The sequence below is a fragment of the Massilia pinisoli genome, from assembly GCF_024753285.1.
GTDB lineage: Bacteria > Pseudomonadota > Gammaproteobacteria > Burkholderiales > Burkholderiaceae_D > Telluria > Telluria pinisoli.
In genome coordinates this window covers 438,210-451,826 of record NZ_JANUGW010000002.1, presented here as the reverse complement: position 1 = coordinate 451,826, position 13,617 = coordinate 438,210, and the positions used below count along the sequence as shown (strand labels likewise).

14 protein-coding genes are annotated in these 13,617 nt (G+C 69.4%); 7 read left to right on the top strand and 7 right to left on the bottom strand.

Going from position 1 to position 13,617, the window contains the following annotated elements; genetic code table 11:
* Positions 1-92 precede the first annotated feature (92 nt).
* Entirely contained in the window at positions 93-311 is a 219-nt protein-coding gene (locus tag NX784_RS04145; protein WP_258815422.1) for a hypothetical protein, read from the bottom strand.
* A 283-nt stretch (positions 312-594) separates the two neighbouring features.
* Here NX784_RS04145 and NX784_RS04140 point away from each other — a divergent pair, with 283 nt between their 5' ends.
* Positions 595-1,020, top strand: coding sequence for a hypothetical protein (locus NX784_RS04140; protein ID WP_258815421.1), 426 nt, complete (start codon positions 595-597; stop codon positions 1,018-1,020).
* An 8-nt stretch (positions 1,021-1,028) separates the two neighbouring features.
* A complete protein-coding gene (locus tag NX784_RS04135; protein WP_258815420.1) occupies positions 1,029-1,859 on the top strand; it encodes a universal stress protein in 831 nt (276 codons plus the stop codon).
* Positions 1,860-1,895: 36 nt separating this feature from the next.
* On the opposite strand, the gene phbB is transcribed toward NX784_RS04135, so the two are convergent.
* The 5 genes from phbB to NX784_RS04100 form a co-directional block, all read right to left on the bottom strand.
* On the bottom strand, positions 1,896-2,621 hold the full coding sequence (gene phbB / locus NX784_RS04130; RefSeq protein ID WP_258815419.1) for an acetoacetyl-CoA reductase: 726 nt from the start codon (positions 2,619-2,621) through the stop codon (positions 1,896-1,898).
* Positions 2,622-2,721: 100 nt separating this feature from the next.
* The gene (locus tag NX784_RS28790) at positions 2,722-4,344 is read right to left on the bottom strand and encodes a methyl-accepting chemotaxis protein (protein ID WP_307735790.1); all 1,623 of its coding nucleotides are present in this window, start codon (positions 4,342-4,344) and stop codon (positions 2,722-2,724) included.
* Positions 4,345-4,668: 324 nt separating this feature from the next.
* Positions 4,669-6,267, bottom strand: a complete 1,599-nt coding sequence (locus tag NX784_RS28785; protein WP_307735788.1) for a methyl-accepting chemotaxis protein — start codon at positions 6,265-6,267, stop codon at positions 4,669-4,671.
* A gap of 148 nt (positions 6,268-6,415) precedes the next feature.
* Positions 6,416-7,540 (bottom strand): YncE family protein, encoded by a 1,125-nt coding sequence (locus tag NX784_RS04105; protein ID WP_258815456.1) that lies wholly within the window; start codon positions 7,538-7,540, stop codon positions 6,416-6,418.
* Positions 7,541-7,697: 157 nt separating this feature from the next.
* Positions 7,698-8,555, bottom strand: coding sequence for a creatininase family protein (locus tag NX784_RS04100; protein ID WP_258815418.1), 858 nt, complete (start codon positions 8,553-8,555; stop codon positions 7,698-7,700).
* A 235-nt stretch (positions 8,556-8,790) separates the two neighbouring features.
* On the opposite strand from NX784_RS04100, the gene NX784_RS04095 reads away from it, so the two are divergent.
* From NX784_RS04095 to NX784_RS04080, 4 genes are read left to right on the top strand one after another with little or no spacing between them, the layout of a single operon-like run.
* Positions 8,791-9,999: a cation:proton antiporter gene (locus NX784_RS04095; RefSeq protein ID WP_258815417.1), complete on the top strand. Its 1,209-nt coding sequence runs from the start codon at positions 8,791-8,793 to the stop codon at positions 9,997-9,999.
* A gap of 27 nt (positions 10,000-10,026) precedes the next feature.
* The gene (locus NX784_RS04090; protein WP_258815416.1) at positions 10,027-10,557 is read left to right on the top strand and encodes a DNA-binding protein; all 531 of its coding nucleotides are present in this window, start codon (positions 10,027-10,029) and stop codon (positions 10,555-10,557) included.
* Positions 10,554-11,183, top strand: a complete 630-nt coding sequence (locus NX784_RS04085; protein WP_258815415.1) for an ABC transporter ATP-binding protein — start codon at positions 10,554-10,556, stop codon at positions 11,181-11,183. The genes NX784_RS04090 and NX784_RS04085 overlap by 4 nt, the downstream gene beginning before the upstream one ends.
* A complete protein-coding gene (locus NX784_RS04080) occupies positions 11,180-11,974 on the top strand; it encodes an ABC transporter permease (RefSeq protein ID WP_258815414.1) in 795 nt (264 codons plus the stop codon). Before NX784_RS04085 ends, NX784_RS04080 begins: the two co-directional genes overlap by 4 nt.
* A 6-nt stretch (positions 11,975-11,980) precedes the next feature.
* Here the strand turns inward: NX784_RS04080 and NX784_RS04075 are convergent, their stop codons facing one another.
* On the bottom strand, positions 11,981-12,757 hold the full coding sequence (locus NX784_RS04075; protein WP_258815413.1) for a class I SAM-dependent methyltransferase: 777 nt from the start codon (positions 12,755-12,757) through the stop codon (positions 11,981-11,983).
* 88 nt (positions 12,758-12,845) lie between these two features.
* On the opposite strand from NX784_RS04075, the gene NX784_RS04070 reads away from it, so the two are divergent.
* The gene (locus tag NX784_RS04070; protein WP_258815412.1) at positions 12,846-13,613 is read left to right on the top strand and encodes a helix-turn-helix transcriptional regulator; all 768 of its coding nucleotides are present in this window, start codon (positions 12,846-12,848) and stop codon (positions 13,611-13,613) included.
* Positions 13,614-13,617: the final 4 nt, after the last annotated feature.

The window sequence follows — 13,617 nt, the reverse complement described above, 5'->3', positions numbered from 1 at the left end:
TCGGAAGTCGATATCCGGATCATCCTAATGCAGCCGCGCCCGCGACGCGGCTCAATGTGCTGATCGATTCGCCGATCGATGCGCGGAACGGATCAGCCGAACAATCTTTCGAACAACCACACGATCGATTTCGCCACGAATTGCGCGAACGGCAGGGCCAGCACGACCAGCAGGACGATCTGGCAGACGCGCAGCACGGGTTCGAACGCGTGCCAGTCGCGGTGCATGTGCGGCAGGTGGATGTGCGGCCGGTGGATGTGGGACAGATGCAGGTGAGCCCTCATGCGGGCGGGCGTCGAACCGAATTTCATCGTCGTCTCCGTATATGTATATACGAATTCAGCATATGCTCATGTGCTGCGCTCTGCCGATGATTTTTTCGATCGCGCGGCCCGACGGGATTGGCGGAATCAATTTGCTCTTCCGACCGTCCGAACTATTCTTAAAGGTTGAGCTGTTAGCACGCGCAGGCGCCATTGCCACTCGTCCGTTAATCCGAATTCAACAGATTCTGGCGTTTTTGAGGTAAATCAAACGAAACGGGTGCCACACCAAAGACACTGGTTGGCATCATCGACAAGTTTGAGGTCTATCATGCGAATCTCCGATCCCGGCCTCGCCCAACCCGCCGCCGCGGCCGCCCTGCAGCGCTGTCGCCGCGACCTCCGCTCCCGCGTCGCCCGGCTGCGGACGCAACCCGACGACCTGTTCGCGCAAGAATTTCCCGGCGTCGTTGCGGCCCTCGAAGCCGGGTTCCGCCACGAGGAAACGCTGCTCGAGCTGCTGGGCGACGGATGGCTGCACCCACGCCGCGCCGACCACGCCATCATCCTGTGCGCGCTGCACCGCACCGTCCCGCAGGTCGAAGGCGGCGACGTCGCGCTGGGCCGGCAGGTGGCGGACGCCCTCGACGCCGTGCTGGCACTCCCCTGCGAGCCGGCGACGGGCCGCATGCCCGACCGCGCACCGCCACGCCGCCACGCCCGCCCGCGCCGGGACCTCGTCCACCACGCGCACTGAGGCAGGCCATGGACTACAAGACGATCGTCGTGCATGTGGACGAATCGCGCCACGCGCCGGCGCGCATCCGCTACGCGGCCCGCCTCGCACGGGAGCACGGCGCGCTGCTCCTCGGCGCCGCGTTCACGGGTGTGTCGCGCGCCGTGTTCCCGACCGGCTTCGACATCCGCCCCGGGACGCTGGAAGCCAGCTGTTTCGAGCCGCTCGAAGTCAACGCCCGGCGCACGCTCACCGCGTTCGACGCGATCGCCGCCGAGGAACGCACGGCGCACGACACCCGGCTCGTATGCGACCAGCCGGACGAGGGCCTCGCCCGTCTCGCGCGCTTCGCCGACCTCGTCGTCGTCAGCCGGGACGATCCCGACGAAGCGCCGGCCGGCAGCGTCGTGCGCCTGCCCGACTACGTGATCCTGAATGCGGCCCGACCCGTCGTGATCGTTCCGCATCGCGCCGAACCGCCCGCCCTGCCCGGCCGCATCCTGCTCGCCTGGGACGGCGGCAAGGAAGCGTCGCTTGCGCTGTCCGCCTCGTTGCCGCTGCTGGAGCGCGCAAGCGCCGTCGTCATCGCCGACCTGGCCGGTACCGCGGGCGGCGACTTCCAGGCGCAGCTGGCCGACGTCCGCGCCTGGCTCACCCGTCACGGCATCCAGGCCGACACGCTGCTGGGCGCGGCCGCGCGCGACGAAGGCGGTGCCCTGCTCGACCTCGCGCGCGCGCAAGGCGCCGACCTGCTCGTGATGGGCTGCTACGGCCACAGCCGGCTGCGCGAACTGTGCCTGGGCGGTGCGAGCCGCACCGTGCTGGCCGAGGCGGACATCCCCGTCCTGCTCGCGCACTGACGGAGCATGGCGGCCGTCACCGGGACGGCCGTCGCGTCACGCCAGGTATTGCCCGCCGTTGACGTCGAACGTGGCCCCGGTGACGAAACCCGCGGCCTCGTCGGCCAGGAACGCGACCATGCGCGCCACGTCCTGCGGCGTGCCGAGGCGGCCGACGGGAATGCCGGCGACGATCGCCTGCAGCACTTCCGGCTTGACCTTCGCCACCATGTCGGTGTCGCAGTAGCCGGGCGCCACCGCGTTGACGGTGATGCCGTGCGCCGCGTTTTCCAGCGCCAGCGATTTCGTGAAGCCGAAGATGCCGGCCTTCGCCGCCGCGTAGTTGCTCTGGCCCATCTGGCCCTTGCGGCCGTTGATCGAACTGATGTTGACGATGCGCCCGTAATGGCGCGTGCGCATGCCTTCGATGACCTGGCGCGTCATGTTGAACATCGACCCGAGATTCGTGCGCAGCACGTCCCACCACTGGGTCTCGTCCATCTTGTGGAACATCGCGTCGGCCGTGATGCCCGCGTTGTTCACGAGCACGTCGACCGGCCCCAGCCGTTCGGCGACGCGCGCGACACCAGCCCGGCACGCATCGAAATCGGCCACGTCCCAGCGGAACGTGGCGATCCCCGCCTCTTCCTCCAGCCGCCGCGCGGCGGCCTCGTCGCCGTGCCAGGTCGCGGCCACCTTGCAGCCGCGCTCGCGCAATGCCAGCGCGATCGCCTTGCCGAGTCCACGCGTACCACCCGTTACCAGTGCCACCTTGTCGTTCATGGGAGTCTCCTGTTCGTCAGTGTCGATCGGATCTCCCATTCTGCTCGGCTCGCGCGGCCGGCGCCAGCGGCGCGCCCGCACGCGTGCTGTCGGGTATCCCCTACGCCACGGTCAGCATGCCGACCGGGTCGACACCCGCGGCGCGGCCCCGGTGTTGCGCACGGACGGGCGTACCGTCGAGCCGGAAGAACCCGACGAGCCGCGCCAGCGCCTCGGCCTGCTCGCGCATCGCCTGGGCGGCCGCGGCCGATTCCTCGACGAGCGCAGCATTCTGCTGCGTCATGTTGTCCATCTCGACGACGGCATGGCCGACCTGCTCGATGCCCGCCGTCTGCTCGGTGCTGGCGGTGGCGATCTCGGCGATGATGCCGCTGACCGTACGGAAGCTGGCGACGACGGCGGCGATCTTCGCGCCGGCCTCGGCCACGCGCGCCGAGCCCTGCTCGACGTTGCCGGCGGACGCTTCGATGAGCTGCTTGATGTCGCGCGCGGCGGCGGCGGAACGCTGCGCGAGGGTGCGCACTTCCGCCGCGACGACGGCGAACCCGCGGCCCTGCTCACCGGCGCGCGCCGCTTCCACGGCCGCGTTCAGCGCGAGGATGTTGGTCTGGAACGCGATGCCGTCGATCACGGCGATGATGGCCGCGATCTGGCCGGACGACGTCTTGATTGCCTCCATCGTGGCCACCACCGCGTCGACGGCGCTGCCGCCCTCGGCGGCGAGTGTCTCCGCCGACCCGGCGAGGCGGCGCGCCTCGGCCGTGTGGTCCGCGTTCTGGCGTACGGTCGCCGTCAGCTCTTCCATCGACGACGCCGTCTCCTCGAGCGCGCCGGCCTGCTGCTCGGTGCGGCCCGACAATTCGAGCGACCCTTGCGCGATCTCGCTTGACGCCGCCTGGATCGCCGTCGTGCCGTGGCGCACGTCGGCAACGATGCCGGCAAGGCGCGCGCGCATCGCGTCCATCGCGTGCAGCACGCTGGCCGTATCGCCCGGCGCCACCTCCACGCGCACGCCCAGGTCGCCCTCGGCGATGCGGTGCGCGATGCGGGCAGCCACGTCCGGCTCGCCACCCAGCTGGCGCACGACCGAACGGCCGACCACCACGGCGGCCGCGACGCCCAGCAGCACGGCCAGCGCCGTGAGGCCCAGCGTGACACGGATCGCGGCCGCGTTGGCCGCATGCGTCGCCTCGCGGCGCTCGTCGATCAGCTGCTCCTGGCGCGCGGCCAGCTTGTCGACAATGGCCTGGTAGTCGTCGCTCTGGGGCCGCAAGGTGCCTGCGATGTACGCGTCGACGGCGGCCCGGCCGTCGCGCGCCTTCAGCGCCCGCACGTCCGCGCGCGCCTGCCGGTAGGCGGCGCGGCGGGCGACGAGGCTTGCAAGCAGCGTCTTGGCCCGCTCGTCGGCGACGGTGTGCACCAGCTCGTCGACGATCTCGGTGGCGCGCGCCGACCGCTTGCCCGTCGCCTCCACGAGGCTCGCCTCGTAGGTTGCGTCGTCCGTCTTCGCCGCCGCGACCGTGTCGGCCACGTTGACGTGGATGATGGCGTCGAGCTCGAGGATCAGGCGTTCGATGTGCAATTTATCGTGCAACAGGTAATCCGTCATCGCGCTGGACTCGCGCGCACGATACACGCTCTGGCCGGCGACGACCACGAACAGCGCCAGCACCGTGGCGAAACCCGCGAGCACGCGGGACCGGACCGTCAATCTTTCCAACATGGGTGATTCCTCTCTCGTTATGGACGGCGCTGCCGCTCGTGCAAGCGCGGCTTTGTACATACCCGCTTGTTTTCAGCAAATTTATCAAATCAATCGATTTACAGACAGAAATTTCTTCTCAATTTGCAATATTTGATAACCGAAAACAACAAATTACGCATTTTTACGTAAGGGCGGCGCAGGCGGGGCCGAACTGGCTGCGGCATTCGGGGGAGACACTCGAGCGGGACGCGGGGCGGCCGCGATGGACGCGCCGTCCGCGCCCCGCGGTGGGCACGGACGGGCGATGGCGGGAGGGGGAAGTCGATGCGCTGCGGTGCGCCTTCAGCCGCGCGCGCCCGCCAGCATGGGAACGGCGGTGCGGCGCATGCCGACCGCCTGCGCATCGATGCGGAACGCGCCGACGGCAAGCGCCAGGCTTTCGGCCTCCTCGCGCAGCGCCTGGGCGGCGGCCGTGGCCTCCTCGACCAGGGAGGCATTCTGCTGCGTGGTCTGGTCCATCTGGACGATGGCGCGGTTCACTTCCTCGATGCCGACGGACTGTTCCTGGCTGGCCGCCATGATCTCGGCCATGATGTCCGTCACGCGGTTGATGCTGCCGACGATCTCGCCCATCGTGGCACCGGCCTGGTCGACGAGCGCCGAGCCGTGATTGACCTTCTCCACCGAGTCGGCGATCAGCTCCTTGATTTCCTTCGCGGCCGCCGCGCTGCGCTGCGCCAGGTTGCGCACCTCGGACGCGACGACGGCGAAGCCGCGCCCTTGCTCGCCCGCGCGCGCCGCTTCCACGGCGGCGTTCAACGCGAGGATATTCGTCTGGAACGCGATGCCGTCGATGACGCCGATGATGTCCGCGATGCGGGTGGCCGACGTATTGATCGCCCCCATCGTCGACACGACCTGCGTCACCACCGTGCCGCCCTTCGCGGCCACTGCGGAGGCCGACTGCGCCAGCACGTTGGCCTGGCGCGCATTGTCCGCGTTCTGCTTCACGGTCGACGTCAGCTCTTCCATCGAGGCCGCCGTGCGTTCGAGCGAGGCGGCCTGCTGCTCGGTGCGCGTCGACAGGTCCAGGTTGCCGGTCGCGATCTCGCCCGACGCGGACGCGATGGTGTCGGTGCCCGCACGCACGCGTCCCACGAGGCGGGCGAGGCCCGCGTTCATGTCGTTCAGCGCGCGCATCAGGTGGCCCGTCTCGTCGTTGGCGCGCACGCGGATGTCCTGCGTCAGGTCGCCCGCGGCCACGGCGCCGGCGATGCGCACGGCTTCGTCCAGCGGGTTCACGATCCCCTTCACGAGCATCGCGCCGACTATGGCCGCCAGGACCAGGCCCAGCGCCATGCCCGACAGGCACACGAGGCGCACCATCTCGTATGTCGACTGGGACTTGCTGTTGGCCTTCGCCGCTTCGTCCAGCTGCGTCTGGATGAGCGAATTGATGGCCGCGCGGACCGGCGCGAACAGCTCGATCATCGGGCCGTGCACGAGCACGGTCGCACGCGCCACGTCGCCGGCGCGCAGCGCCTCCAGCAACGGCCGCTGGGCATCGGCGACGAACTTGGCGCGCGCCTGCAGGAAGCGGTCGGCCGCTTCTTTTTCGCCCTCCATCATGGTCGTGCCGGCATAGACCTTCCACTGCTCGTCGATGGTGGCATCGTTGTGTTCGATGTCCGACAGCAGCGCCGGCATCTTGGCCGGCTCGATCGTGAGCGCGCGAGCGAGGGCCAGCTGGTTCAGGTTCATGCTGCGCACGACCTTGTCCAGCTGGCCGAGGCACACGAGCTGGTTGGCGTACATCGACTGCATGCGGGCATTCGCCTGACCCAGGCTGACGATGCCGACGGTGGCACCGACGATCAATTCGAAACCGAGGAGCGCGATCACGAAGATCAGGCGCGTTTTGATGGTGATATTTTTGAACATGGCGGCGCCGATGAGAACGGAAGGTACTTGAATTATAGAAACAGACCTGGTCACTTGGAAATGAACCAGGTCTGTATTTATCCGTTTTCGTCGATACGTGGCCGCTGCGCAACGAACCGTTGCCGCTCCGCCAACGCCGGGCGCCGTGTCAGCGCAGGTTGCCCGTATGGCCCAGCGAATAGCGGCCCGGCTGGGGCCACACGGTCAGGCCGTGGGGTTCGCCGCCGACTTTCACTTTCTGCATGTCGCCGGTCTTCGTGTCGATGCGGTAGACGACGTCGTCGTAGCGCCCCGACAGCCACAGCCACTTGCCGTCGGCGCTGACGTTGCCCATGTCCGGGCTGCCGCCGCCCGGCACGGGCCAGTTGGCGACGATCTTGCCGGTCGCGAAATCGAGCACGGCCACGCTGCCCGGGCCCTTGCGCTTGCCGTGGATGCGGTGCGTGCCGCGGCTCGCGATGTACAGGTATTTGCCGTCGCGGCTCGGATACAGGCCGTGGGTGCCGATGCCGGCGGGGACGAAGCCGATTTCCTTCAGGTTGTCGCCGTCGACGACGTGCACGCCGTCCGCATCCATGTCCGCGATGTAGAAGCGCTTGCCGTCCGGGGAGCTGCGGATGTCCTGCGGCATGCCCTTCTTCGCCGAGCAGATCTCGGTGGCGCCGGGCGCCGTCGGGTCGACACCTTCGCGGAAGCGCGTCGAGGGCATCGACAACTTCAGGTAGCCGAGCACCTTGCGGTTCACGAGGTCGATCTTCGCGACGCTGCCGTCGAACTCGCACGTGAACAGCACGTAGCGGCCGTCGATCGAAAAGTCGGCATGGTTGATGCCGCCGCATTGCGGCACCTCGATCGCGTACTGCATCGCCATCGTGTGCGGATCGCGGAAGTCGAGGCGGTGGCGCGCCTCGGCCACGACGATGGCCGACTTGCCGTCCGGCGTGAAATACATATTGTACGGATCGTCGACCGTGACGTTCGGGCCCGGCTTGCCGGTGCGCGGGTCGATCGGCGTGAGGCTGCCGTCGCCGTGGCGCTCGGCATTGTTCGCGACCCACAGGGTGCGCAGGTCCCACGACGGGATCACGTGCTGCGGGCTGCGGCCCACCTTGAACGTGTCGACGACCTTCATCGTCGCGGGGTCGATGACGCTGACGTCGTTCGAGCGCAGGTTCGGCACGTAGATGCGTTCCAGGTCGCCCTGCACGGCCGCGCTCAGGTGCGTGGGGCCGGTCTCGCTGTACAGGTTGCGCGCATCGACGACGGGCGGCATGCCGGGCACGGTCGCGATGGTGGCGACCGCCGGAGCGGGCTTGACGAAGGCGGGCGGCGCGGAGGCGCCGCCGACACGCGACACGACGGCCCCGCCGGCCACGACGGACAGTGCCAGGACGGCACCAACGATAACTTTGGATGACACGATGGCTTCTTTACTTTCGTTTGGTTGGATTCGGATTCGGGTCGGATGCAGTCTGCCGGGCGGCGCGGATGGCGGCGACGGACGCGTCGACGATGCGCTCGACGCCCATCCGGCCCAGCTCGGCCGTCGCGCGGCTCGGATCGCCGTGGACGCCTGCGGCCGCGCCGCCGCGCGCACCGGCCGCCACCTGCGCCGGCCGCACGAGCGCCGGGTCGACGGCCAGCGACAGGGCCGTGTCGGCCAGGCCCGCGTGCGTGCCGATCTCGGCGTCGCTAAAGCCGCGCCGCTTCAGGTCGGCGAAGAACCCCGTCGTCGCGGCATCGTAGTACGCCGCGAGCGCGTGGGCGCGGCAGCCGCCGGCGCGGTTCACGCGCGCGGCGGCCGCCTGTTCGTTTTTCTGATAGCCGCCGTGGTCGCCCAGGAAGAAGACGTCGCGGATGCCGTGCCGGCACAGGCTCTTCGCCGTCGCTTCCAGCAGCGATTCGAAGGCGGCGTCCGGGATCGACAACGTGCCCGCGAAGCGCATATGGCCTGCCGGCGGCGCGATCGCGCCTTCCGGCACGTAGGAGACGACGGGCGCGACGACGGCGTCGCCCAGGCGCGTGGCGATGCGTCCCGCCAGCACGCGGGCGCGCACGTTGTGCTTGCCGAGGACGATGTGGGGACCGCTCTGCTCCGTGCCGCCGATGGGCACGAGCGCCGTCGTCGTGCCGGCCGCGATGCGGTCGCGCAGTTCGGGCGACGTGAGTTCCTCGAGGTAGACGCCGGACCCGGCGACAGGGGCGGCGGCCGCGCGCAACGCTGCGAACAGGGCCAGGCAGGCCAGCGCCGGCGCAGAGCGGCGTACCGAGTTGTGCAGGTGAAGCATTGATCCGGGTTCCTGATACTTGCGCGGGCAGGCACGAACGCCCATTGACGCGCGACCGAACACCTATTGTAGAGCATCAACACATAGGAGGCAGCCGGCACCGCCGGATTTTTTTCGCGGCCATGTGGAAACGACACGACCTCGTTGTTCTGCCAGGTATGAAATCCTTTTCATGTGTTCAATTTCCCGCTAGGATGGCGATTCCATCATTACATAATTACATACCGAGGAGACCATGAGTACCACGGAAATTTTCCTGCTCGCGCTGCTGATCATCTTCGTCGTGCCCTATCTCGTCTGGCGGCTGGGTCGCACGGAATATTTCGCCCCCCTCGTCATCGTCCAGATCATCATGGGCGTCGTGCTGGGCCCCGGCGTGCTGGGTGCCGCCTTCCCCGACTACCACCGGTTCGTATTCAATCCCGACGTCGTCAAGACGCTCAACGGCATCGCGCAGTGGGGCGTCATGCTGTTCGTGATGCTGGCCGGTATCGAACTCGACCTGAAGAAAGCCTGGACCTACCGCCGCGAGAGCGCGACGACGGCCGGCCTTGCGCTGGGCACGCCGCTGCTGTTCGGCTGCGCGGCCGCCGCCCTGCTGATGGCGTACCCGGGCTGGATGGGCGCGAAGGCGGCCGCGTGGCAGTTCACGCTGGGCACGGGCATGGCCTGCGCCGTGACGGCGCTGCCGATCCTCGTGCTGCTGATGCAAAAGCTCGACATCCTGCGCCTGCCGATGGGCCAGCGCATCCTGCGCTACGGCAGCCTGGACGACGTTGCGATCTGGGGCGTCCTCGCCCTCATCCTGCTGGATTGGGAGCGCATCGGCCGCCAGCTGGGCTTCCTCGCCGCGTTCGCCGTGCTGACGTTCGTGTTCCGCCGCCTGATGGCACGGCTGGGGTGGAGCGACCGTTGGTACGCGGCGCTGATCTGGCTGATCGCCTGCTCGTTCGGCGCCGACTGGGCCGGCCTGCACTTCATGGTCGGCGCGTTCCTCGCGGGTGTCGTGATGGACGCCGACTGGTTCGAGCAGGAACACCTCGATACCCTCTTCCACAACGTGCTGCTGGCGTTGATGCCCGTATTCTTCCTCAGCACAGGCTTGCGCACGAAATGGGACCTGGGCGGCTACGCCGTCTTCTTCGCGGCGGGGCTCCTGCTATTCGCCTCCGTCGCCGGGAAGCTCTTGGGCGCGCACGTGGCGGGCCGCATCCTGAAATGGAAGGACGGCGAAGCGTCGATCATCGGCTGGCTGCTGCAGACGAAGGGCCTCATCGAGATCATCTTCGCCAACATCCTCCTCGACAAGCAGATCATCACGAACGAGACGTTCACGGCGCTCCTGTTGATGGCCGTCGGCAGTACAATGCTGACCGTCCCGGTCGTGCATCCGAAGCTGCATCGCGCACGCTGCCTGGGATTGGTGAATCAGGCCAGTTCCTGATCGGCGCAGACAACCACGGAGCAACGCATGGCACGCAGCGGACTCACGAAATCTCAGGTCAGGGAAGCGCGCGACCGCCTGCTGGCGGAAGGCCGCCATCCGTCCGTGGACGCGCTGCGCCACGCGCTGGGCGACATCGGTTCCAAGTCGACCATCCACAAATACGTCAAGGAGCTGCGCAACGAGGACGGCGACGCCGGGACCCGCCGCGAAGACACGGGCCGCGCGCTGCAGGCCCTCGTCGACGAGCTGGCCGACCGGCTGCACGCGGACACGGACGAGCGCCTGCGCCAGCTCCGGCTCGACCACGAGCAGGCGCTGCGCGAACGCGACCGCGAACTGGCCGCGCTGCGCAATACCGTCGCGACACTCACTGCGCGCGTGCGGCAGCTGGAGGCGGAAGCGCAATTCGGCGCCGACGATGCCCCGCTGCGCCACTGGCACGACCGCCAGGGCCTGGGCGGCTTCGGCCAGTTCGACATGAGCATCCTGAATTCGCGCTCGTTCGTTGCCGACGCCTCGCCGTTCGACCTGATCCGCGCGGCCGCCCGCTCGTGAGCGACCTGGCGCCCGTGCGCCTCGCCGTACGCGGCCTGCGCTCGCCGTTCGGCGGACCGTTCACGTTCGACGTGCACGCGGGCGAATGCATCGCGATCCAGGGCCCGTCCGGCGCGGGCAAGAGCGTCCTGCTGCGCATGCTGGCCGACCTCGACCCGCACGACGGCGACGCGCTGCTGGACGGCCGCGCCGCCACGTCGATGCCGGCACCCGACTGGCGCGCGCTGGTCGTCTACCAGGCCGCCGAGCCGGCATGGTGGGAGCCCACGGCGCGCGCCCATTTCGCGCCCGCCGACGGCGCCTTCGTGGACGAAGCGCTGGGCGCACTGGGCCTCGCGCCCACGCTGTTGGACGTGCCGATCGAGCGCCTGTCGACCGGCGAGCGCCAGCGCCTCGCCCTCGTCCGCTCGCTGGCGCGCGGGCCCAGGGTGCTATTGCTGGACGAGCCGACGGCGGCCCTCGACCCGGACGCCGTCGCGCGCGTGGAAGCGCTGCTGCGCGACCGGCTCGCACAAGGCATGGCGATGCTGGTCGTCACGCACGCCGCCGAGCAGGCGCGCCGCCTCGCGCGGCGCGTCTTCCGCCTCCAGAACGGCCGGCTCACCACGTGCGGGGAGGCGCCATGAACGCCGTCCATCTCGGCACGTGGGACTTGCTCGCGGCCGCCCTCCTTATCGTGCTGGACGCCGCGCTGTCGCTCGCATTGCGCCTCGGCCTGCACCGTCAGATCCTCGTCGCCGCCGTGCGCATGGTCGCGCAGCTGACGATCGTGGGCCTCGTGCTGCGCCACGTGTTCGCGACGGCCTCCGCGCCGGCCACGTTGGCCGTCGTCCTGTTCATGATCGCCGCGGCCGCGCGCGAAGTGGCCACGCGCCCGCGCCAGCGTCTTGCGCACCACATGAATTACCGGATCAGCGCCGCCGTCGTGTCGTGCGCCGGCTTCGCGACGGTGCTGCTGGCGCTGGCGACCGCCGTGCGGCCGACGCCGTGGTACGAGCCGCGCTACGCGATCCCGCTGATGGGCATCGTGCTCGGGAGTGTGCTGAATGCCGCCAGCCTCGCGCTGGACGGGATCCTCGACGGCGTCCAGCGCGAGCGCACGCGCATCGAGGCGCGCCTGGCGCTCGGCACGCCGCTGCGCACTGCGCTCGGGCCGCTGGTGCGCAGCGCGACACGGCGCGGCATGATCCCTGTCGCGAACCAGATGTCGGCGGCCGGCATCATCACGCTGCCCGGCATCATGACGGGCCAGCTGCTGGCCGGCATGGACCCGATGGATGCCGTCAAATACCAGATCCTGCTGATGTTCCTGCTGGCCGGCGCCAGCGGGCTGTCCTCGGTGGGCGCCGCGCTGCTGGCCGTGCGCGCGCTCTCCGACGACCGCCAGCGGCTGCGCATCGACCGCCTCACGGGCTGACCCCGTTCAGCAGGGCCTGGCGACGATCAGCGCCGTGTCGACCGTGAAGCTGCCGTCGTCCGCCAGCGCGAAATGCCCGCGCACCTCCGCGGGCGCGCGCCGCTGCAGCGCGCGGATCGCGGCCACGTGGACGTCGGGCGTGCGCATGCGCTCGATCCACGGCGCGAATTCGAGCCGCAGCCGGTACGTGACGACGTCCTCCACGGCGAAGCCGACGGACGCCAGCGTGGCCCGCCACTCGGCCACCGACGCATTGCGCACGTGCGACGGATCGCGCAGGAGTTCCAAGGACTGCAGCCACGTATCCAGCAACGGCACGCCGGGCGACACGACGTCCATGAACAGCGCGAGGCCGTCCGGCTTGAGCACCCGCCGCATCTGCGCGAGCCCGTCCGCGAACGCGCCCCAGTGGTGGGCACTGTAGCGCGTGGCGACGACGTCGAACGCGGCGGATGGACATGGCAATGTCTCGGCCGCGCCCTGTTTCGTGACGATGTTGTCGAGGCCGCGCCGCTGCGCTTCCGCGGCGACCGTGTCCAGCATCGGCGCCGACAGGTCGTACGCGACCACCGTACCGACGAGGCTCGCGAGGCGGAACGCCACATGGCCGCCGCCGCACCCCAGGTCGAGGGCGACGGCGTCGGGGCGCTGGCCGACCAGCGCGGCCATCCGCTCCAGGTCGGCGCCGGCGGCGTGGACGGCGCTGGCGAGGTAGGCCTGCGCCCGGGAATCGTATTGTTCGAGGACGGTCGTGTCGTGCGTTGCGGGGGTGGCGGTATCCATGGCGGCTCCGGTCGTGGAAAGGAAACCCATTGTCGGGCAGGCTATTTCCTGTTACAAGGAGCCTAGTTATCCTGGTATAAGGAGCACCATGCACGATGCACACCGGCGCGAATTGCTCGGCGCCTTCATCCGCGCGCACCGCGCCCGCTTGACACCCGCGCGGCCCGGCGGCCGGCGCCGCACGCCGGGCCTGCGCCGCGAGGAATTGGCCGATGCCGCCGGGCTGGGTGTCACCTGGATCACGTGGCTGGAACAGGGCCGCGACGTGCAGGCCTCCGCGGCGGCGCTGGGGCGCCTCGCGGAGGCGCTGCAGCTCTCGGCGGCCGAGCGCGCATCGCTGTTCGACCTCGCGGGCCGCAAGGACCCGCGCGCCGCGGACCACACGGACGGCCTGGCGCCCGCCCTGCTCGCGCTGCCGGCGCTCGTGGGCGCGCCCGCGTACCTGCTCGACCACGCGTGGACGGCGCGCGCGTGGAACGGCGCGGCGGCCGCGCTGTTCACGGGATGGCTCGACGACGACACGAGCGACCGCAACCTGCTGCGCTACGTCTTCCTGCACCCGGCTGCGCGCGACCTCATCGTCGGGTGGGAAGCGCGGGCGCGGCGGCTCGCGGCGGAATTCCGGGCCGACTTCCACCGGCGCCCGGCCGACGCGGTCATGCAGGCGCTCGTCGACGGGCTGCGCCGCGACAGCGATTTGTTCGCCCGGTGCTGGGAGCGGCAGGACGTATTGCACCGCGAAGGCGGCGAGCGCCGGTTCAGGCATCCCGTGCGCGGGGAACTCGGGTTCGTGCAGACGACCTTGCTCGTCGCGGCGCAGTTGGAGATCAAGCTCGTGTGCCTGGCGCCGGCGTGAAGCC